Source organism: Thauera sp. JM12B12 (genome assembly GCF_039614725.1).
In the GTDB taxonomy this organism is placed as follows: domain Bacteria; phylum Pseudomonadota; class Gammaproteobacteria; order Burkholderiales; family Rhodocyclaceae; genus Thauera.
Map to the genome: position 1 here is coordinate 1,310,247 of NZ_CP154859.1, position 21,551 is coordinate 1,331,797.

The 21,551-nt window shown below is 68.5% G+C and carries 16 protein-coding genes; 10 read left to right on the forward strand and 6 right to left on the reverse strand.

Going from position 1 to position 21,551, the window contains the following annotated elements; translation table 11 throughout:
- The first annotated feature begins 203 nt into the window (after positions 1 to 203).
- The 4 genes from AAG895_RS05855 (at position 204) to AAG895_RS05870 (ending at position 3,920) form a co-directional block, all read left to right on the forward strand.
- Positions 204 to 1,538 carry a selenium-binding protein SBP56-related protein gene (locus AAG895_RS05855; protein ID WP_345794591.1) on the forward strand — a complete coding sequence of 445 codons (1,335 nt, stop codon included), beginning with the start codon at positions 204 to 206 and terminating at the stop codon, positions 1,536 to 1,538.
- A 6-nt stretch (positions 1,539 to 1,544) separates the two neighbouring features.
- Positions 1,545 to 2,243, forward strand: a complete 699-nt coding sequence (locus tag AAG895_RS05860; protein ID WP_345794592.1) for an SCO family protein — start codon at positions 1,545 to 1,547, stop codon at positions 2,241 to 2,243.
- Complete coding sequence (locus tag AAG895_RS05865; RefSeq protein WP_345794593.1) at positions 2,203 to 3,396, forward strand: cytochrome c peroxidase; 1,194 nt, start codon at positions 2,203 to 2,205, stop codon at positions 3,394 to 3,396. The genes AAG895_RS05860 and AAG895_RS05865 overlap by 41 nt, the downstream gene beginning before the upstream one ends.
- A gap of 119 nt (positions 3,397 to 3,515) precedes the next feature.
- Positions 3,516 to 3,920, forward strand: a complete 405-nt coding sequence (locus AAG895_RS05870) for an FKBP-type peptidyl-prolyl cis-trans isomerase (RefSeq protein WP_345794594.1) — start codon at positions 3,516 to 3,518, stop codon at positions 3,918 to 3,920.
- On the opposite strand, the gene AAG895_RS05875 is transcribed toward AAG895_RS05870, so the two are convergent.
- Both AAG895_RS05875 and AAG895_RS05880 read right to left on the reverse strand, forming a co-directional pair.
- Positions 3,910 to 4,743, reverse strand: coding sequence for an ion transporter (locus AAG895_RS05875; protein ID WP_345794595.1), 834 nt, complete (start codon positions 4,741 to 4,743; stop codon positions 3,910 to 3,912). The genes AAG895_RS05870 and AAG895_RS05875 overlap by 11 nt on opposite strands.
- 111 nt (positions 4,744 to 4,854) lie before the next feature.
- Complete coding sequence (locus AAG895_RS05880; RefSeq protein WP_345794596.1) at positions 4,855 to 5,832, reverse strand: TerC family protein; 978 nt, start codon at positions 5,830 to 5,832, stop codon at positions 4,855 to 4,857.
- Between the two features lie 377 nt (positions 5,833 to 6,209).
- Here AAG895_RS05880 and AAG895_RS05885 point away from each other — a divergent pair, with 377 nt between their 5' ends.
- Both AAG895_RS05885 and AAG895_RS05890 read left to right on the forward strand, forming a co-directional pair.
- Positions 6,210 to 7,553: a hemolysin family protein gene (locus AAG895_RS05885; protein ID WP_345794597.1), complete on the forward strand. Its 1,344-nt coding sequence runs from the start codon at positions 6,210 to 6,212 to the stop codon at positions 7,551 to 7,553.
- Positions 7,550 to 8,626, forward strand: a complete 1,077-nt coding sequence (locus AAG895_RS05890) for an AI-2E family transporter (protein ID WP_345794598.1) — start codon at positions 7,550 to 7,552, stop codon at positions 8,624 to 8,626. The genes AAG895_RS05885 and AAG895_RS05890 overlap by 4 nt, the downstream gene beginning before the upstream one ends.
- Before the next feature lie 42 nt (positions 8,627 to 8,668).
- Here the strand turns inward: AAG895_RS05890 and AAG895_RS05895 are convergent, their stop codons facing one another.
- Positions 8,669 to 9,448 (reverse strand): ParA family protein, encoded by a 780-nt coding sequence (locus AAG895_RS05895; RefSeq protein ID WP_345794599.1) that lies wholly within the window; start codon positions 9,446 to 9,448, stop codon positions 8,669 to 8,671.
- A 359-nt stretch (positions 9,449 to 9,807) separates the two neighbouring features.
- Between AAG895_RS05895 and AAG895_RS05900 the strand changes: the two genes are divergently transcribed.
- From AAG895_RS05900 to dnaE, 4 genes are all read left to right on the forward strand, one after another.
- Positions 9,808 to 12,102: an NADP-dependent malic enzyme gene (locus AAG895_RS05900; RefSeq protein WP_345794600.1), complete on the forward strand. Its 2,295-nt coding sequence runs from the start codon at positions 9,808 to 9,810 to the stop codon at positions 12,100 to 12,102.
- Between the two features lie 134 nt (positions 12,103 to 12,236).
- Positions 12,237 to 13,457, forward strand: a complete 1,221-nt coding sequence (locus tag AAG895_RS05905; RefSeq protein ID WP_345794601.1) for a phospholipase A — start codon at positions 12,237 to 12,239, stop codon at positions 13,455 to 13,457.
- A 78-nt stretch (positions 13,458 to 13,535) separates the two neighbouring features.
- Positions 13,536 to 14,522: a quinone oxidoreductase gene (locus tag AAG895_RS05910; protein WP_345794602.1), complete on the forward strand. Its 987-nt coding sequence runs from the start codon at positions 13,536 to 13,538 to the stop codon at positions 14,520 to 14,522.
- 113 nt (positions 14,523 to 14,635) lie between these two features.
- Complete coding sequence (gene dnaE / locus AAG895_RS05915) at positions 14,636 to 18,160, forward strand: DNA polymerase III subunit alpha (RefSeq protein WP_345794603.1); 3,525 nt, start codon at positions 14,636 to 14,638, stop codon at positions 18,158 to 18,160.
- Between the two features lie 16 nt (positions 18,161 to 18,176).
- Here the strand turns inward: dnaE and AAG895_RS05920 are convergent, their stop codons facing one another.
- The 3 genes from AAG895_RS05920 to AAG895_RS05930 form a co-directional block, all read right to left on the reverse strand.
- Positions 18,177 to 19,109 (reverse strand): mechanosensitive ion channel family protein, encoded by a 933-nt coding sequence (locus tag AAG895_RS05920; RefSeq protein WP_345794604.1) that lies wholly within the window; start codon positions 19,107 to 19,109, stop codon positions 18,177 to 18,179.
- A gap of 439 nt (positions 19,110 to 19,548) precedes the next feature.
- Complete coding sequence (locus AAG895_RS05925; RefSeq protein WP_345794605.1) at positions 19,549 to 19,857, reverse strand: acylphosphatase; 309 nt, start codon at positions 19,855 to 19,857, stop codon at positions 19,549 to 19,551.
- A complete protein-coding gene (locus tag AAG895_RS05930; protein WP_345794606.1) occupies positions 19,850 to 21,541 on the reverse strand; it encodes a SulP family inorganic anion transporter in 1,692 nt (563 codons plus the stop codon). The genes AAG895_RS05925 and AAG895_RS05930 overlap by 8 nt, the downstream gene beginning before the upstream one ends.
- Positions 21,542 to 21,551 lie beyond the last annotated feature (10 nt).

Below are 21,551 nucleotides of genomic sequence, written 5' to 3' on the forward strand. Positions count from 1 at the left end.
CGTTGTCGGGGCCGACAGTCTATTTGAAGACGGCAGCGGGCTGTGTGCCCGCCCTCGCGGACGGCGTCGATCCACATTGACATGACGGGGTCCGGCTTCTAGGTTCCAAGGGCGACCGCCCGACCATGACGCGGCAGGACATGCGATCGCCCCCCGTGTTCTGGCCGGCGGCCTCGATCCCGACAGAGAGAAGGAGGTGCGCCATGAAGACGCCTCGTATCCGCCTCACAGCGATGGCCGTGCTGCTGTCGTCCATGCTCGCCGCGCCGCAGCTTGCCGCCGACGAAACCTGCAATTCGCCCTACCTCAGCACCCTGATCAAGGGCCAGGAAGACTACGTCCATGTATGGACGCTCGGCGTGAAGGGCCTGGGTGACGAGTCGGACAAGCTCGTCACCGTGGATGTGAATCCGCAGTCCCCCGACTACGGCAAGGTCGTGCATGTGCTCAGCGTCGGCGGGCGTGGCGAGGCGCACCATGGCGGCTTCAGCGACGACCGCCGCTACCTGTGGGCCGGCCGCCTGGACGACAACAAGATCTTCGTGTTCGACATCGGCAGCAACCCGGCTGCGCCCACGCTGGTGCAGACCATCGCCGACTTCGCCGACAAGACCGGCTTCGTCGGTCCGCACACCTTCTATGCCTTGCCCGGGCGCATGCTGGTGCAGGGGCTGTCGAACACGCAGGACCATGGCGGGCGCACAGGCATCGCGGTGTACAACAACAAGGGCGAGTTCGTCGCCAAGTACGACATGCCGACCGGCGAGCACGACGGCGTGGCGGCCGACGGCTATGGCTACGACATCGGCATCAATCCGCAGAAGAACGCGCTGCTCACCTCCAGCTTCACCGGCTGGAACAACTACATGATGGACTTCGGCAAGCTGGTGCAGGACGCCGAGGCGATGACGCGCTTCGGCAGCACGATGGTGATGTGGGACCTGAAGGCGATGAAGCCGCAGAAGGTGATGAACGTGCCGGGCTCGCCGCTGGAGATCCGCTGGTCGCTGAAGGCGGGCGACAATTGGGCGCTGACCGCCACCGCGCTGACCTCGCAGCTCGTGCTGGTGAAGCAGGATGCGGCGGGCGAATGGCAGGCCAAGGCCGTGGCTGCGGTCGGCGACCCGGCGCAGATCCCGCTGCCGGTCGACATCTCGATCACCGCCGACGCCAAGGGGCTGTGGGTGAACACCTTCATGGACGGCAAGACGCGCTACTTCGACATTTCCAACCCCGAGGCGCCGGTGCAGACCTACGAGAAGGTCATCGGCAAGCAGGTGAACATGGTGAGCCAGAGCTGGGACGGCAAGCGCGTGTATTTCACCAGCAGCCTGCTTGCCAACTGGGACAAGCGCGGCGCCGACGACGAGCAGTTCCTCAAGCTCTACCACTGGGACGGCAAGGCCCTGACCGAGCAGTTCGCGCTGGACTTCCATGCGCTCGGGCTCGGGCGCGCGCACCACATGAAGTTCTCCGCCAAGCCGGCACCGGGGACGGCCCGGGACCCGGGCCGCGAGGTGGCGATCGCGCAGCGGTGAGCGCACATGAACCGCGCAGGCCGGTGGGCAAGAACGGCGGTGCTGGTGGCTGCGGGTCTGCTGTCGGGCGCCGCGTCGCTCGGCGCCGGCTCGCCTGAACGTGCGCCCAGGGCGCCGGTGCAGGACTTCGTCCCCCCGGTGCCCGGCAGCTACAGCTTGCCGCCGATCCAGCGCGTGCCGCAGGGCACGGTGCTGGACATCGACGGCCGCCGCCAGCCCTTCTCGCGCTACACCACGGGGCGGGTGACGCTGCTGTCCTTCATGTACACCTATTGCACCGACCCGATCGGTTGCCCGCTGGCGTACGAGACGATGACGACGCTCCGCGACCGGCTGTTGGCGCGTCCCGAGCGTGCGCGCCGCGTGCAGCTGGTCAGCCTGTCCTTCGATCCGGCGCATGACGTTCCGGAGGAGATGAGGCGCTACGCAGGTCGCCTCGCCGATCCGGCGAGTCCGCTGCGCTGGCATTTCCTGACCACGCGCTCGGTGGCCGAGCTCAAGCCCCTGCTCGACGAGCTCGGCCAGGACGTGTCGGTGGAGGTGGATGCTCAGGGGCAGCCGACGCGGGTGCTGAACCACATGCTCAAGCTGTTCCTGATCGACGCGCGCGGGCGCGTGCGCGAGATCTACTCGAGCGCCTTCCTGCTGCCGGACGTGATGCTCAATGACATCGAGACGCTGTTGCTGGAGCCGGCCGCGCCTTGAGGGCGCGCTGCTGGCGGTATTGCTGGTGGCGCGGGCGTTCGCTGCCGAGATGCCGGTCGCCCAGATGTCGGCCGTCCAGAGGCCGGGTGCCGATGTGCCGCTCGCGATCGACACCCCGCTCGGGCTGCCCGCGCTGCCGTTTCCCGCGGACAACCCGCCCACGGCGGCGAAGGTGGAGCTCGGTCGCAAGCTCTTCTTCGATCGTCGCCTGTCCTTCAACGGCACGATGTCGTGCGCGATGTGCCATGTGCCGGAGCAGGGCTTCACCTCGAACGAGTTGCGCACCCCGGTGGGCAACGAAGGCGCCAGCGCGCGCCGCAACGCCCCCGGCCTGATCAACGTCGCCTACCATCCGCGCCTGTTCCACGACGGCCGCGAGGGCGCCCTGGAGACCCAGGTGTGGGGCCCGCTGCTCGCGCCCGACGAGATGGCGAACCCCTCGCTCGGCCACGTGCTCGACCACCTGCGCGCGCTGCCCGACTATGTCGGCCTGTTCGAAGCCGCCTTCGCCGGCCGTGGTGCGACTGCCGATACCGTGGGCGCGGCGCTGGCGAGCTTCCAGCGCACCCTGGTGGCGGGCGACTCGCGCTTCGATCGCTACCGTTACGGTGGCGCGCGCGATGCGCTGAGCGCCGAGGAGAAGGCGGGCCTGGCGATCTTCACCGGCAAGGGCCGCTGCGCGGCCTGCCACCTCATCGGCGAGCGCGATGCGCTGCTGTCCGATTTCGCGTACCACAACACCGGCATCGGCTGGCTGCGCAGCCAGGAAGGTGGAGCGGTCGAGGTCGAGCTGGCGCCGGGCGTGCGTGCGCGCATGCGCGCCGCGGTGGTGCGCAGCATCGGTGCGGCGCCGCGTAGCGACCTCGGACGCTTCGAGATCACGCGCGACCCGCGCGAGCGCTGGGCCTACAGGACGCCGATGCTGCGCGAAGTGGCCGCCACCGCGCCCTACATGCACGACGGCTCGCTGCCGACCCTGGAGGCGGTGGTCGCGTACTACGATCGCGGCGGCGCGGGGGCGCCCGGGCAGAGCCCGCTGATTGCGCCGCTGCAGCTGAGCGCGCCGGAAAGGGCCGCCCTCGTCGCCTTCCTGAAGGCGCTGAGCGGGCGGCTGGCCAAGCCCGAATCCGCCCACCCGGGCGATAGGCGGTGAGCGCGGGGACGGCAGGCGAGCGGGGCAGCCCGGGCGAGCGGGGTGCAGGCGGGCACGGCTCCCGGTGTAAGCTCGGGCGCGTTCATCCGTTCGCAACCGACCCTCATCCGGGAGCCGCCATGCGCCGACTGCTGCCTTTTCTCGCCTTGCTGCACCTTCCGCTCGCCCACGCCGCCGGGCCGCAGATCACCACCTTGCCCTCGGGCGTCACCGTCCAGACCTACCGTGCAGGCGAGAGCGGCGCGGCGCCGACGCTGGCCGACGTGGTGCGCGTGCATTACCAGGGCACGCTCGCTGACGGCAAGGAATTCGACAGCTCCTACAGCCGTGGCCGGCCGGCCGAGCTGCCGCTCGAGGCCCTGATCCCGTGCTGGAAGGAGGTGCTGCAGCAGATGAAGCCGGGCGGCGCGGTGCGCATCGTGTGCCCGCCCGAGACCGCCTACGGCAGCCGCGGCGTGGCCGGGAAGGTTCCGCCCGACAGCACGCTGAGCTTCGTGATCGAGCTGCTCGAGGTCAAGCGCTGAGCTCGGCTGCGGCGCCTCGGTCCGAAGCCGGCGGCGCGCCGCCGCCGCGCCGCAGCTCCGCCAGCTCGGCACGGATCGCGCGCAACTCGGCAAGCACCGCGTCGTGGTCCACGCTGACCAGCTCGCGCGTCTGCGCCTGCTCGGCGTGCTCGACCGCGCTCATCGAGTCCACCACGATGGCGATGAAGAGGTTGAGCACCGCGAAGGTGGTGAGCAGGATGAAGAGCACGAAGAAGATCCAGGCGTAGGGGTAGGCCTCCATGACCGGACGGGCGATGCCCATCGACCACGACTCCAGGGTCATGACCTGGAACAGCGTGTAGAAGGACTCGCCGATGCTGCCGAACCAGTCCGGGAAGCGGGCACCGAAGAGCTTGGTGCTCATCACCGCGGCGACGTAGAAAACGAGCAGCAGCAGGGTGAGCACCGAGCCCATGCCGGGGATGGCGCGCAGCAGCGCATTGACCACCTTTCGCATCGAGGGGATCACCGACACCAGGCGCAGTGCGCGCAGGATGCGCAGCGAGCGCAGCACCTGCAGGCCCTCGCCGGTGGGGGCGAGCGTGATCGCGACGATGGTGAAGTCGAACACGTTCCAGCCGCTGCGGAAGAAGCGCAGGCGATAGACGTAGAGCTTGAGCGCGATTTCGACCACGAAGACGACGAGCGCGGCGCGATCGAGCGCGAGCAGCAGGCCGCCGGCCTGCTGCATGGCGGTCGGAGAGGTCTCGAGACCGAGCGTGATCGCGTTGATCACGATCACGGCGACGATGAAGCGCTGGAAGGCGGCGGACTCGACGAGGCGTTGGAGGCTTGCGGTCATTTCAGGACTCGGCTGCTTTGGGTTGCGGGGAAACGGGCGCCGGCGAGGCGTCGGTCGATGGCGGCTCGGGGGGCGGGCGAGGCCGCCCGGAGCCGAGCCGCCTGGCGCGCATCAGCTCGCGCGGATCGAGGCGGCCTCCTTGTCCTTGCGCGCGGCGTACCACAGGCTGGCGAACACCGAGCAGGCGAGGATCGTGGCCACCACCGACAGCGACACGAGCACCGGCACCTTGATCCACTCGACGATGAGCATCTTGGTGCCGATGAACACCAGGATCGCGGCCAGGCCGTACTTGAGCAGCTCGAAGCGGTCGCCGAGGTCGGCGAGCAGGAAGTACATCGCGCGCAGGCCGAGGATGGCGAAGAGGTTCGAGGTCAGCACGATGAAGGGGTCGGTGGTGATCGCGAAGATCGCCGGGATGCTGTCGACCGCGAAGATCACGTCGGAGATCTCGACCAGCACGAGGGCGAGGAACAGCGGCGTCATCATGCGCACGCCGTCGCGCATCACGAAGAAGCGCTCGCCCTCGAGCTTCTCCGTGATCGGGTAGTGGTTGCGGATCCAGCGGATGAGGGGGTTCTTCTCGAGGTCCGGATCGTGCTCCGAGAACCACGCCATCTTGATGCCGGTGACTACCAGGAAGGCGCCGAAGATGTAGAGGATCCAGTGGAACTCGCTGATCAGCCAGCTGCCGGCGAAGATCATGATCGTGCGCAGCACGATCGCGCCGACGATGCCGTACAGCAGCACGCGGCGCTGCAGTTCCAGCGGCACCGCGAAGAAGCTGAAGATCATCATCCACACGAAGACGTTGTCGACCGCAAGCGACTTCTCGACCAGGTAGCCGGTGACGAAGGCGAGCGTCTTCTCGTTGGCGATCGCGCGCCCCATGCTGCCGTCCAGGTACCACCACAGTCCCAGGGCGAACAGCATCGCCACGGTGACCCAGGCGAGCGACCAGCCCGCCGCCTCCTTCAACGACACCCGATGCTGCCTGCCGCCACCGAAGGCGAACAGGTCCACGAGCAACATCGTCACCACGATGGCGGCAAAGGCCGCCCACAACCACCACGTTCCGATCGATTCCACCGCGCGCTCCGCACACAAAAACGAAAAAGGGCCTGTTCCCGAAGGACGCAGACCCTTGCGTGCTGACGCTGCACGGACCTTGCCCTTGGGCAAGGTCTCGCTTGCAACGGATTCGATCGTTGCCCCCGGCACCGGGAGACGGTCCGGGGACCGAGCTGCCGTGATGACGATGCCGGGGCGAAAAAGCTACTCCCCTTGATGGGGCGCGAGTGTGTCTGGTGCACCACGGCAAAGTCAAGGGTTTGCTGCAAACCTCGGCCCGGAGCTGCGGTCGACACCCGGTCAGGGCTCGGGCATGATCGCCGGCGTCCGGCGCACGCGGTCCGCAGTCTTGTCCGGCGGCGGTCCGGCGCCCTCATGTCAACCTATCCGAATCCATGGAAATCGTCTTTCTGATCGCCCTCATCATCCTCAACGGCGTTTTCGCCATGTCCGAGATCGCGCTCGTCACCGCACGGCGGGCACGGCTCGCGCGCCTGGCTGAGGAGGGCGATGGCTCGGCCGCGGTCGCGATCAAGCTCGGCGAGGACCCGACCCGTTTCCTGTCCACGATCCAGATCGGCATCACCTCGATCGGCATCCTCAACGGCATCGTCGGCGAGGCCGCGCTCGCCGGTCCGCTCGCGGACTGGCTGCACGGCCTGGGCATGGAGCAGGGCGTGAGCGAGATCGGCTCGACCGTGCTGGTCGTGGTGGTGATCACCTACGTGTCGATCGTGGTGGGCGAGCTGGTGCCCAAGCGCATCGGCCAGATCGACCCGGAAGGCATCGCCCGCCTGGTGGCGCGGCCGATGAACGTGCTCTCCGTCGCCTCGCGCCCCTTCGTCTACCTGCTGGGCGGTTCCACCGCGGTGCTGCTGCGCCTGATGGGCCAGCGCGAGAGCACCGGGCCGAGCGTGACCGAGGAGGAGATTCACGCCATGCTGGTCGAGGGCTCCGAGGCCGGGGTGATCGAGAAGAGCGAACACGACATGGTGCGCAACGTATTTCGCCTCGACGACCGCCAGATCGGCTCACTGATGGTCCCGCGCGCGGACATCGTCGCGCTCGACCTCGAGCGGCCGCTGGAGGAGAACCTCGAGCTGGTGGCGTCCTCGGCCTACTCCAGCTTTCCCGTTTGCCGCGGCGGGCTCGACGACATCCTCGGCATCGCCAGCGCGAAGAAGCTCTTCAATCAGTCGCTGCGCGGCGATCCGATCGATCTGACCCGGGAGTTGCAGCCCGCAGTGTATGTCCCGGAGTCGCTCACGGGCATGGAGCTGCTCGACCAGTTCCGCGCCTCGGGCACCTACACCGTGTTCGTGATCGACGAGTACGGCGAGATCCAGGGCATGGTCACGCTGCATGACGTGATCGAGTCGGTGACCGGCGAGTTCCTGCCCCACGACACCGAGGAGGCGTGGGCGGTGCAGCGCGAGGACGGCTCCTGGCTGCTGGACGGCCTGATCCCGATCGTCGAGCTCAAGGACCGGCTCGGCATCAAGGCCGTGCCCGAGGAAGAGAAGGGGCGCTATCACACCCTGTCGGGCATGGTGATGTGGCTGCTCGGCCGCCTCCCGGGCACGGGCGACATCGCCACCTGGGAGAACTGGCGGCTCGAGGTGATCGACCTCGACGGCAAGCGCATCGACAAGGTGCTGGCGACCCGGCTGCCCGAGCCCGCCGCGGAGATTGGCGCCGAGCAGGAGCCTGCCGGCTCGGAGCGGACGGACGACTCATGATCGATCAGGTCGCCGAGAAGGTCGTCCGCCGCGTCATCCTCGGCTTCCTGCTCGGCGGCCTGCTGCTGCTGAGCTATGCGGTGCTGCACATGTTCATCGTGCCGGTGGCGTGGGCGGTGATCATCGCCTTCGCGACCTGGCCGGCCTACCGCCGCGTGCGCGCCCGGCTGATCCGTTATCCGACCCTTGGTGCCTTGCTGATGACGCTGCTGTTGAGCGCCGCGTTCGTGCTGCCGGCGCTGTGGATCGGCATGCTGCTGCGCACCGAGGTGGGCGTGGCGATCGCCGCCGTGACCGCGCAGATCCGCGAGGGGGCGTTCGAGCTGCCCGAGTTCATCCGCAGCCTGCCGTGGATTGGCGATGACCTGCAGGCGATGGTGGGCGAGCTCACCCGCGAGCCCGAGGTCCTGCGCGTGCAGCTCACCGAGTGGGTGCGCCAGGGGAGCAACCTCGTGTTGACGCTGATCGGCGACGTCGGCCGCAATGCAGCCAAGCTCGGCTTTGCGCTGATCACGGTGTTCTTCCTGTATCGCGACGGCGAACGCGCGCTCGCGCAGGTGGTGGCGGTGATGCGCCGCTTTCTCGGCGAGCGGCTCGATGCCTACCTGGCGGCGGTCGGCGGCATGACCAAGGCCGTGGTGTGGGGGCTGATCGCCACCGCAATCGGCCAGGGCTTCGTCGCCGGCCTCGGCTACTGGTGGGCGGGCGTGCCGGCGCCGGTGCTGATGGGGGCGATCACCGCGGTGATCGCGATGATTCCGTTCGGCACCCCGTTCGCGTGGGGTTCGATCGCGTTGTGGTTGCTGATGAGCGGGCAGACCGTCGAAGGTGTCGGCCTGCTGGTGTGGGGCGTGCTGGTGGTGAGCTGGGTGGACAACCTGGTGCGCCCGCTGGTGATCAGCAACGCCACGCGGATTCCCTTCCTGCTGGTGATGTTCGGCGTGCTCGGCGGGCTGGCGGCCTTTGGCCTGGTGGGGCTCTTCCTCGGGCCGGTGGTGCTGGCGGTGCTGATGGCCGTGTGGCGGGAGTGGCTGGAAGAGTCCGAGCTCGCCCGCCTGCCACCGCCGCGTTGAACGCCTGGCGGTGGCGCCGGCTGCCGGCCCGTTGCAGAGCGCTCAGGTGCCGTACGTGCGCGCGAGGGTGTCGTGCAGGGCAACGAACTCCTGCGACAGCTTGTGCTTGGGGTCGAGGTGGACCATCGGCTTGGCCTGCTCGTGCGACTCCTTGATCTTCACCGAGGCCGACAGGTAGGGCTGCAAGACCGGGAGGCCCTCGTCGATGAGTTCCTGCACCACCTTCTGCGGCAGGCTCGCGCGCGGCTGGAACTGGTTCACCACGATGCCCTCGACCTGCAGGTCGCGGTTGTGGTCGGCCCTGATCTCCTGCACGTTCTCGAGCAGCGAGTACAGGGCCTTGCGCGAGAACTCGTCGCAATCGAAGGGAATCAGGCAGGCATCGGCGGCGATCAGCGCCGAGCGGGTGAAGAAGTTGAGCGCTGGCGGGGTGTCGATGTACACGCAGTCGAAGTCCTTCGCCAACTCCTCGAGTGCGTCGCGCAGCTTGTAGATCTTGTAGCGCGACTCGAGCTTGGACTGCAGCTCCTCGAGCAGCGGATGCGAGGGCATCACATGCAGGCGCTCGAACGGGGTGGCGACGACGAACGCCTCGGTGTCGCGCGGGTTGAGCTTGAAGTTGAGCGTCTGATCGAAAAAATCGGCCAGCGTGGCGTCGAGGTTCTCTCCCGCGGCGCCGAGCAGGTACTGCGTCGAGTTGCCCTGCGGGTCGAGGTCGACGACGAGGGTGCGCTTGCCTTGCTGTGCACTGATCGCGGCCAGGTTGCAGGTGATCGTCGATTTGCCGACCCCGCCCTTCTGATTGAATACCACTCGACGCATTCCCTTCTCCCCTTTGCTTGTCTGCCTTTGTGCGCTCACCGCCGCGCGCGGAGCCCGCATTCTGCCAAAACCGCGCCTCCAAGGGGGGGCTGCCGGCGGCTTCATGCCCGGCTGATATGCGGCATCACGCGCCGTATCGGCAAAAGGGGGGCGGCTGCGCTAAACTTCCGCGACGTCAATCGAGGCCGTTCCCGCGCCAGCCCGGCGTGAACAACAACAAAGAAGCCCCTGCGAACATCCCGAGCGATGCACCCGTGTCCGCGCTGATCGGCCGGCACGGGCTGCGCCGGTTTCCCTGACTGCGCGCAGTTCCACCATACAGCCACAACACAGACCTCACAGTATCGAGAGGGGAGAACATGGATCAGGATTTCATCGCCGCAGCACTCGACTATCACCGCTCGCCGACGCGCGGCAAGATTTCGGTCGTGCCCACCAAGGGCCTCACCAACCAGCGCGACCTCGCGCTCGCCTATTCGCCCGGCGTGGCCGCGGCCTGCGACGCGATCGTGGCCGATCCTGCCGAGGCCTTCGAGCTCACCAGCCGCGGCAACCTCGTCGCCGTGGTCACCAACGGCACCGCGGTGCTCGGCCTGGGCAACATCGGCCCGCTCGCCTCCAAGCCGGTCATGGAGGGCAAGGGCTGCCTGTTCAAGAAATTCGCCAACATCGACGTCTTCGACATCGAGCTGGCCGAGAACGACCCCGACAAGCTGATCGAGATCATCGCCGCGCTCGAGCCCACGCTGGGCGGCATCAACCTCGAGGACATCAAGGCGCCCGAGTGCTTCTACATCGAGAAGAAGCTGCGCGAGCGCATGAAGATCCCGGTCTTCCACGACGACCAGCACGGCACCGCGATCATTTCCGCCGCCGGCCTGCTGAATGGCCTCAAGGTCATCGGTAAGGACATCGGCCAGGTCAAGCTGGTGTGCTCGGGCGCGGGTGCGGCGGCGATCGCCTGCCTCGACCTGATGGTCAGCCTCGGCCTCAAGCGCGAGAACATCACCGTCTGCGACTCCAAGGGCGTCATCTTCGAGGGCCGCGAGCCCAACATGGAGCCGACCAAGGCGCGCTATGCGCAGCGCACCGAGGCGCGCACGCTGGGCGACGCGATCGTCGGCGCCGACGTCTTCCTCGGCCTGTCCACCGCGGGCGTGCTCAAGCCCGAGATGGTGGCGAAGATGGCCGACAAGCCGCTGATCTTCGCGCTCGCCAACCCGAACCCCGAGATCCTGCCGGCCGACGCCAAGGCCGTGCGCCCGGACTGCATCATCGCCACCGGCCGTTCGGACTTCCCGAACCAGGTCAACAACGTGCTGTGCTTCCCCTTCATCTTCCGCGGTGCGCTCGATGTCGGCGCGACCACGATCAACGAGGAGATGAAGCTCGCCTGCGTGAAGGCGATCGCCGAGCTCGCCGAGGCCGAGGCCAGCGACATCGTCGCCAGCGCCTACGGCGGCCAGGAGCTGAGCTTTGGCCCCGAGTACATCATTCCCAAGCCCTTCGATCCGCGCCTGATCGTCAAGATCGCGCCGGCGGTAGCGAAGGCGGCGATGGACTCGGGCGTGGCGACCAAGCCCATCGAAGACTTCGATGCCTACGTCACCAGCCTGACCGGCTTCGTCTACCAGTCCGGCATCGTCATGAAGCCGGTGTTCTCGGCCGCCAAGGCGGTGCCGCTGGAGCAGAAGCGCGTGATCTACGCCGAGGGCGAGGACGAGCGCGTGCTGCATGCGGTGCGCGTGGTGCTCGACGAGGGCCTGGCGCGTCCGATCCTGATCGGCCGCCCCGAGGTCATCGAGATGCGGATCAAGAAGATCGGCCTCAACCTCAAGCCCGAACGCGACTTCGACGTGGTCAATCCCGAGTCCGACCCGCGCTATCGCGAGCTGTGGACCGAGTACTACCGGCTGATGAGCCGCGACGGCGTAACGCCCGAGCTCGCGAAGGCGAAGATCCGCCGCGACACCACGCTGATCGGCGTCATGCTGCTTCGCCGTGGCGACGCCGATGCCATGGTGTGCGGCACCTTCGGCTCCTACGACTACCACCTCAAGCAGGTGGCCGACGTGATCGGACTCGCCCCGGGCGCCAAGCAGTTCGCCGCCATGAACCTGCTGCTGCTGACCAAGCGCATGCTGGCGATCACCGACACCTACGTGAACGAGAACCCGAGCGCGGAGGAGGTTGCCGAGATCGCCCGCATGGCGGCAGACGAGTTGCGCCGCTTCGGCATCGAGCCGGGCGTGGCGCTGCTGTCGCACTCCAACTTCGGCAGCTCGAGTTCGGCCTCGGCGCGCAAGATGCGCCGTGCCTGCGAGATCCTGCGCGAGACCTCGCCCGACCTCAACGTCGATGGCGAGATGCATGGCGACGCCGCGCTGTCGCAGGAGATGCGCGACAAGCTGCACCCCGACTCCCATCTCAAGGGCGAGGCCAACCTGCTGGTGATGCCCAACCTCGACGCCGCCAACATCTCCTTCAACCTGATGAAGATGGCCAACGGCGACGGCGTGTCGGTGGGGCCGATCCTGCTCGGTGCCGCCAAGCCGGTGCACATCGTGACGCCCTCGGCCACCGTGCGCCGCCTGGTGAACATGACCGCCCTCGCGGTGGTCGACGCCAAGGAATCGCGCAACACCGGCGCCTGATGCGCCGCTGCGGCGCATGCCAGGCGCCGTGGCCGGCCCGCCCGACATGCTGTCGCGGGCGGGTCGGTGCCTGACCGAGGGGCAGCCCTGCAAGGGGCTGCCCCGCTTCGTTTCCGTCCCTGCAGAAGCACGACATGAAGAATCGCCCGCACCTTGCCCTGCGCCCGCTGCTGATCGCGGGGGTCCTGTCCCTGTCTGCGCCCGCGGCCCTCGCTGCGGACTGGTTGCTCGCGAGCAGCCGTCCGCAAGTCGTGCCAGGCGAGCGTTTCGAGGTGGTGGTGATCGGGGAGGGGCGCAGCGCGGACTGGCCCGAACGGCTTGCGGCAAGCCTCGAGCTTCCGGCCGGAGGGCCGCGCATCGCGCTCGAGCTGGTGGCGATCGGGCGGCCTGATGCGGCTGCGAATCAGCGGCGTTATTTTGCGCGCTGGCCGATGGAGGTGACCGGCGTGGCGACGCTCGCACTTGCGGATCGGCCGTCGGCTCGACTGTTGCTCGACGCCGGCACCGCGACGCGCGTAGCCGCCCCCGCGCCCGTGCCGGCCGCGTCCGCCTCCGCCGTACCGCAGACCGCCGCAGCTCAGGTCGCCCTGGCGCCGATGGCTCCGGTGGCCGAGCTGCCGCCGGAGGCCGCGCCGGTGGAGCCGTCGGCGCTCGGCTTTCACGAGCCGATGTACTTTCTCGTCGGCGGCAAGGATCCGGTCTCGGCGCGCTTCCAGTTCAGCTTCCGCTACCGCATCTTCGACGACCAGGGCGTGGTCGCGGAGACCCTCCCGGTGGCGAGCGGGCTCTATTTCGGCTTCACCCAGACCTCGTTGTGGGACCTGCAATCCGAGTCCAAGCCCTTCCGTGACTCGAGCTTCCGTCCCTCGCTGTTCTACCGCTGGGCGGTGGATGATCCGCAGCGCCGCGGTTCGCTTGCGCTATCCGGTGGCTACGAGCACGAGTCGAACGGCAAGGAGGACATGCCCTCGCGCAGCATCGACACGCTGTTCGTGCGCGCCGAGGCGCGCCTGCGGCTCGATGACGCGGGCACCTTCCTGGGCATCGCGCCCAAGGCCTGGACCTACCTCGACCGCGAGGACAACCCCGACATCGCGCGCTACCGGGGCCATGCCGAACTGGGCCTGCGCATCGGCCGCGACGACGCGCTGATGTTCTCGACCCTGATCCGGCGCGGCAGCGACGGCAAGCTCGGCACCCAGTACGACCTGTCGTATCCGCTCCGCCGCAGCGTGTTCTCCGGGGTGGGCGCCTTCGTCCACCTGCAGGCCTTCAAGGGCTATGGCGAGACCCTACTCGAGTACGACCAGAACAAGGAAGCCCAGTACCGGATCGGCGTTTCGCTGGTACGCTGAGCCCCCCCGGCGCACCGCGATTCGCCCCCGGGCAACTGCATCGCCGACGCCGCAGACGCGACCGACAAGGAGAGACCGATGACCCAGGCCACCACTCACGCAATTCGCATTCACCGCATCGGCGGACCCGAGGTGCTGCAATGGGAGGTCGTCACGCTGCCGCCGCCCGCCGCAGGCGAGGTGCGCCTGCGCCACCATGCGATCGGGCTCAACTTCATCGATACCTACCATCGCAGCGGGCTGTATCCGCTGCCCCTGCCGTCGGGGCTGGGCATGGAGGGGGCGGGCGTGGTCGAGGCGGTGGGCGAGGGGGTCGCCGAGGTGCGCGTGGGCGACCGCGTCGCCTACACCAACGGCCCGCTCGACGCCTATTCCGAGGCACGCAACATTCCGGCCCGGCATCTGGTCGTGCTGCCGGACGAGCTGTCCTTCGAGCAGGGTGCGGCGATGATGCTGCAGGGCATCACCGCGCAATACCTTTTGCATTCCACCTACCCGGTGAGGGCGGGCGAGACCATCCTGGTGCATGCCGCTGCCGGCGGCGTGGGCTCGATCCTGGTGCAGTGGGCGAAGCTGCTCGGTGCCACCGTGATCGGCACCGTGGGCAGCGACGAAAAGGCGCTGCGCGCGCGTGCGCTGGGGTGCGACCACGTCATCGTCTATTCGCGCGAAAGCTTCCCGGAGCGGGTGCGGGCACTCACCGGCGGCGAGGGTGTGGCGGTGGTGTACGACTCGGTCGGTCGCGATACCTTCCTGGGCTCGGTGGCCTGCCTGCGCCGGCGCGGCACGATGGTGAGCTACGGCAACGCCACCGGCCCGGTGGCGCCATTCGATTGCGCGCTGTTGCACAAGGCGGGCTCGGTGTTCGTGACCCGCCCCGGCCTGCCCGACTACATCGCTACCCGCGACGAACTGGTCGCGCGCGCCGCCTCGCTGTTCGAGGTGGTGCGCAGCGGCAAGGTGAAGGTGGAGGTCATGCAGCGTTATGCGCTCAAGGACGCGGCCCAGGCACATCGCGATCTCGAGGCGCGCAGGACCACAGGCTCGACGGTCCTGCTGCCCTGAGCGGCGCAGCGGCGTGGCCGCCCGCACCGCGGGAGCGGCCTTGGCCGCGAATGCAGCGCCCGGATGCGTGATCGGCGCGGGCAGTGCGCCAGCCTCGGGGTAAAATCCGCGCCATGACTTCCGCAGCCCTTACCCCGGCCGAGCCGGGCCCGGTGCCCAGCGCGCCGCGCTTCGTTCACCTTCGTCTCCATTCCGAATACTCGATCACCGACGGCATCGTCCAGCTCGATCAGGCGATCGCCGCCGCCGCCGCCGATGGCATGCCGGCGCTCGGCATGTCCGACCTCGCCAACCTGTTCGGCATGGTCAAGTTCTACAAGGGCGCGCGTGGCAAGGGCATCAAGCCCATCGTCGGCGTGGACGCCTGGATCCAGAACGAGGTCGAGCGCGACAAGCCGCAGCGCGTGCTGCTGATCTGCCGCAACCGCGCCGGCTACGGCCAGCTCTGCGAACTGCTCACGCGCGCCTACCTCGACAACAAGCACCGCGGTCGCGCCGAGATGCGTCGCGCGTGGTTCGAGGGCGGCGCAGCGAGCGAGCTGCTGTGCCTGTCGGGCGCGATGAGCGGCGACGTCGGCGCGGCGATCGCCGCCGGCAACCTCGCGCTCGCCGAGCAGCTCGCCGCCGACTGGGCGCGCCTCTTCCCGGACGCCTTCTACATCGAGATCCAGCGCGCCGGCCACCCCGGCACCGAGACCTACATCCGGCACGCGGTGGACATCGCCGGGCGGCTCGGTCTGCCGGTGGTGGCGACGCACCCGGTGCAGTTCCTCAAGCGCGAGGACTTCAAGGCGCATGAGGCGCGGGTGTGCATCGCCCAGGGCTACGTGCTGGCCGACAAGCGCCGGCCGCGCGACTTCACCGAGGAGCAGTACCTCAAGAGCCAGGCGGAGATGTGCGAACTCTTCGCCGACCTGCCCGAAGCGCTCGAGAACGCGGTCGAGATCGCCCGCCGTTGCTCGCTTACCGTGCAGCTGGGCAAGAACTTCCTGCCGCTGTTCCCGACCCCGGAAGGCATGACGCTGGACGACTTCCTGGTGGCGGAGGCCAAGGCCGGTCTCGAGCGCCGCCTCGCCCAGCTCTACCCCCACCCCGAGGAGCGCGAAAAGCAGCGCCCGCGTTACGAGGAACGGCTCAAGTTCGAGACCGACACCATCATCCAGATGGGCTTCCCGGGCTACTTCCTGATCGTGGCCGACTTCATCCGCTGGGGGAAGAAGAACGGCGTGCCGGTCGGCCCGGGCCGCGGCTCGGGTGCCGGCTCGCTGGTGGCCTACTCGCTCGACATCACCGACCTCGACCCGCTCGAATACGCGCTGCTGTTCGAGCGCTTCCTGAACCCGGAGCGGGTGTCGATGCCCGACTTCGACATCGACTTCTGCCAGGACAACCGCTACCGCGTCATCGAGTACGTGCGCGAGCGCTACGGCAAGGACGCGGTGAGCCAGATCGCCACCTTCGGCACCATGGCCTCGAAGGCGGTGGTGCGCGACGTCGGCCGCGTGCTCGACCTGCCCTACGGCCTGTGCGACCGGCTGTCGAAGCTGATCCCGATCGAGGGCGCCAAGCCCGTCTCGCTGAACAAGGCCTACGAGATGGAGCCGCAGATCGGCGAGATGATGGCCGACGGCAACGACGGCGAGTCGGTGCGCGACCTGTGGAGCCTGGCGCAGCCGCTCGAGGGCTTGAGCCGCAACGTCGGCATGCACGCCGGCGGTGTGCTGATCGCGCCCGGCAAGCTCACCGACTTCTGCCCGCTCTACATCGCCGACGGCGACGACGCCACGCCGGTGTCGCAGTTCGACAAGGACGACGTCGAGGCCGTGGGCCTGGTGAAGTTCGACTTCCTCGGCCTGCGCAACCTCACCATCATCGAGCTCGCGCTGGAGTACGTGGCGCGTCTGGAGGGCAGCCGGCCCGACCTGATGAGTCTGGGCTTCGAGGACCCCGCCGCCTACCAGATCCTGAAGGACGCCAACACCACGGCGATCTTCCAGGTCGAATCGGACGGCATGAAGAAGCTGCTGAAGAAGCTCGCGCCCGACCGCTTCGAGGACATCATCGCGGTGCTCGCGCTCTACCGTCCCGGTCCGCTCGGCTCGGGAATGGTGGACGACTTCATCCTGCGCAAGAAGGGCCAGCAGGAGATCGACTACTTCCACCCCGACCTCAAGGCCTGCCTGGAGCCGACCTACGGCGTCATCGTGTACCAGGAACAGGTGATGCAGATCTCCCAGATCATCGGGGGCTACACGCTGGGCGGCGCCGACATGCTGCGCCGCGCGATGGGCAAGAAGAAGGCCGACGAGATGGCCAAGCACCGCGCCACCATCGCCGAGGGCGCGAAGCAGAAGGGCTACGACCCGGCGCTCGCCGAGCAGCTCTTCGACCTGATGACCAAGTTCGCGGAGTACGGCTTCAACAAGTCGCACACCGCGGCCTACGCGGTGGTCACCTACCACACCGCCTGGCTCAAGGCGCACCACTGCGCGGCCTTCATGGCGGCGACGATGTCGTCCGACCTGGACAACACCGACACGGTCAAGATCTTCTACGAGGACACGCTCGCCAACGGCATCAAGGTGCTGCCGCCGGATGTGAACACCTCCGACTACCGCTTCGTGCCGGTGGATCGCAAGACCATCCGCTACGGCCTGGGCGCGGTGAAGGGCGTGGGCGAGCCGGCGGTGCGGGCGATCCTCGCCGCGCGGCAGAAGGGCGGAGACTTCCGCGACCTGTTCGACTTCTGCGAGCGGGTGGACCGGCGCATGGTGAACCGCCGCGTCATCGAGGCGCTGATCCGCGCCGGCGCGATGGATACGCTGGCGGGCCACAAGGGCCTGGACCGCGCGCAGCTGATGGCGACCGTGGCCTTGGCGATGGAGGCGGCCGAGCAGGCGGCGGCCAACGCGATGCAGGGCGGGCTCTTCGACCTGATGCCCGAGGCTGCGGGCGCGGCGCCGGAGTTCGCCAGGGTGAGGGCGTGGAGCGAGCGCGAGCGCCTCAAGGAAGAGAAGCTCGCGATCGGCTTCTTCCTCTCCGGCCACCCCTTCAACGCCTTCAAGCCCGAGGTGCGCCGCTTCGTGCGCCGCACGCTGGCCCAGCTCGAGCCCTCGCGCGACCTCACCACGCTGGCCGGGGTGGTCATGGAGCAGCGCACCAAGGTCGGCAACCGCGGCAAGATGGCCTTCGTGCAGATCGATGACGGGACCGAGCCGCGCGAGGTGACGGTGTACTCCGAGGTGCTTGACGCCAGCCGCGGCAAGATCGTCACCGACGAGGTCGTCGTGGTCGAGGCCAAGGTCAGCAACGACGACTTCTCGGGTGGGCTGCGCATCATCGCCGACCGCATCCTCACGCTGGGCGAGGCGCGCAGCCGCTTCGCGCGCGCCCTGCAACTGCGCATCAACGGCGAAGTGGCCGCGAGCGGCGGCGCGGTGAGTGCCGCCGGCAAGCTGCAGACCCTGCTCGAGCCCTTCCGCGAAGGGGGTTGCCCGATCCGGGTCAGCTACCGCAATGCGAGTGCGGAGGCCGAACTGCCCCTGGGCGACGAATGGCGGGTGCGACTCGAGGATGCCCTGCTCGAGGGCCTGCGCGAGTGGCTGCCGCCGGAAGCGGTCGAGGTGCTCTACCCCTGAGCGGGCGCGCCCAGGGTCACAGCGTCGCCTGCTCCCGATCGGTCTTGCACGCGGCGCAGGGGGCCGGCGCTTGCGCGAGCGGCGTGCCCCGTGCGCGCAGCGCGGCATCGATCAGGCTGAACACCTCGTTGCGGCAGACCGGTTCGCGGTCGTGCTGTGCCACCCAGTACTTCACCCGGTAGGTGATGCCCTGAGGCCCGTAGTGCGCGACCTGGGCCTCGGGCGGCTTGTCGCCGACGATGCTCTCCGCGCCTTGCAGGGCCTCGAGGATCAGGGCCTTGGCCTCGGCCACCGGGAGGTCCGCCGGCAGGGTGAGTTCGGCGTGGTCGCGGTACTCCTTGCGCGGCGCGCTGAAATTGGTGATGCGCTGGCGCGAGATCTGGCTGTTGGGCAGGATCACGTAGGTGCTGTCGCGGGTCACGAGCCGCGTCGTGCGCCAGCCGATCTCCTGCACCCGACCCTGCGCCAGGGTCTCGATCCGCACCCAGTCGCCCATGCGGAACGGCGCCTCGATGCCGAGCGCGATGCCGGACAAGGTGTCGGCGACGACGTTGCGGATGGCGAAGCCGAGCACCGCCAGCACCAGCCCCGAACCGGTGAGGATGCCGGACAGATCCTGGCGGAACAGCAGCGACAGGGCGACCAGCAGCGCGAGCGCGAACAGGAACACCCTGAACAGGTCGAGCAGGACCTTGGGCACCGGCCGCTGACCCTTGCGGCGCTGCGCGAGCCGGGCCGCCACCAGCGCATGCACGAGGTGGGCGCCCGCGAACATCGCCAGGGCGATGGCGGCGTTGCGCAGCGGTTCGAGCCAGACCTGCAGACCCGGGCCGGGCGGCAGCAGGCGGAGCAGCGGCTCGGCGAAGACCGCCGTCAGCACCAGCAGGGCGAGTCCGATCGCGGTGCGCAGCCAGGGCGCGAGCGCGCGCGTGGGTTCGGGCGTCTTCATCTCGCCTCCCGTGCGGCTCCCGCTCCGTGGGCATGCGGGTGGTTCGGTCGGCAGGCCCCTGAATGGCCGCGCTGCACACGAGGTCGGCGAGGGAAGTGGGGACCCGGGAGGCGGGTGGAGGGGCGGCGCATCGCTCCGGCGAGTCGGAGGCGGGCGCCTTCAGGCAAGGCGAGATTCATGGCAGGACCTGTGAGAGGGGAGAGGAAGACACCCAAACGCCCCGGCCTGCCGATCTACGCCCTTGTCGGGCTATCGGGGCCGGGGCCGGACATGCGCCTGCACAAGGCGCATGACGGATCTCACTGAGTAGGTATGGCTCATCTCGATGCGGGGGCTGGGGATTCGGTCGGGCCCGTGGGTTGCCGGTTAAGTGACAGAATATTTATTTCTTTCAGATACTTGCAATTATAGCAAGACGGCGGCCCGGTGGCCGGGCGGCTCAGACCGTCGGCCGCTGCTCGAAGCCGTCGAGCGCCTCCACGCCGGTCTCGATCACCTCGACGCGCAACACCTGCGCCTTGGGCGGTCCCTGATGCGCCCACGCGATGAAGGCCTCGACATGGCTGTGGCGGCCGACTGCGAGCGCCTCGACGCTGCCGTCGCTGCGGTTGCGCACCCAGCCCGCGAGGCCCAGCCGTGACGCTTCGGCCTGCGCGCTGGCGCGATACCAGACGCCCTGCACGCGGCCGTGGATCCGGAGCAGGCGGGCGATTGCGGGCGTTGCGCCGGCAGCGGGTGTGTCAGGCATAGGCGATCTCCGGTTCCTTGCCGCTCAGCAGGCGCGCGCGGGCGACGGCCTCTTCGAGCGTGGCGGTGATGTTGTCGTCGCCCAACTTGTCCAGGAAGCCTGAGCGGAACACGATCGAACCAGGCTGCGAGCCAAGGTGGCACAGGATCAGGTGGGCGCCGCGCTTGTTCAGGTTGCGGTGCAGGGTCTGCAGGATGTCGAGCCCGGTGGTGTCGAGACTGATCACACGGTCCATGTCGAGGATCACCACGTCGGGGTGGCCGTCCTGCATCAGCAGCAGGTTCTCCAGCTTGTTGGCGGCCCCGAAGAACAGGCTGCCGCTCAACTTGTAGGCGAGCACGCGCGGCGTGCCGTCCGCGCGCAGCTGCGTCTCGGCGCCGTCGAGCTCGGGCAGCGCGATGCGCTCGATGCGGGTGAGGTCCGACATGCGGTACATGAAGAACAGGCTCGCCAGCACCATGCCGATCTCCACTGCGAGCGTGAGGTCGAACACAACGGTGAGGAGGAAGGTGCCGAGCAGGATGGTGCGGTACTGCAGCGAATAGCGCGCCAGCTCGCGCGGCGCGAAGGCGTGCCACTCGCCCATGTTGATCGACACCATGACCACGATCGCCGACAGCGTGGCGAGCGGGATGTGGCTGGCGGCGGGGGCGAGCGCGAGCACGATCGCCAGCAGCACGCCGGCGTGGATCATGCCGGCGACCGGCGTGCGGCCGCCGGTGCGGATGTTGGTCGCGGTGCGCGCGATCGCCCCGGTGGCGGCGAAGCCGCCGAACAGCGGCGCGGCGACGTTGGCGATGCCCTGCGCCATCAGCTCCTGGTTGGGATCGTGGCGGTCGTCGATCTGGCTGTCGGCGACGCGGGCGGAGAGCAGCGACTCGATGGCGCCGAGCAGCGCGATCGTGATCGCCGGCGCGATCAGCTTGCCGAGCGCCGACAGGCTCAGCTCTGGCAGGCCGAAGGCCGGGATCTGCTGCGGGATGCCGCCGAAGCGGCTGCCGATGGTGTCCACCGGCAGCGCGACGAGCGCATTGACCGCGGTCATCAAGATCAGCACCGCCAGCGGTCCGGGCAGGCGGCGCATCCAGGCGGTCCTGACGGCCTGGCGGTTCCACGCCACCAGGATCGCCAGCGAGATCACCGCCACCGCCACCGTGGGCAGGTCCACCGTCGGCAGCGCATGGATCAGCGCCCCCATCTTGGCGAAGAACTCGCCCGGCAGGTTGTCGATCCTGAGGCCCAGGAAGTCCTTGATCTGCGAGATGAAGATCACCACCGCGATGCCGTTGGTGAAGCCGATCACCACCGACAGCGGGATGAAGCGGATCATGCTGCCCAGGCGCAGCGCGCCCATCGCGAACAGCAGCACGCCCGACATCATCGTGGCGATGAGCAGGTTCTGCACGCCGAGGTCGGCGACGATGGCGTAGATGATCGGGATGAAGGCGCCGGTGGGGCCGCCGATCTGCACTTTCGAGCCGCCCAGCAGCGCGATCAGGAAGCCGGCGACGATCGCTGTCCAGATGCCGGCGGTGGGCGACATGCCGGAGGCGATCGCGAAGGCCATCGCCAGCGGCAGCGCGAGCACGCCGACGGTGATGCCCGCCGAGAGGTCGCCGGCGAAGGCCGCGCGGCCGTAGCCGGGCAGGGTGTCGAGGAGCTTGGGACGGAATTCGAGTTTCATGCTGTCTCCG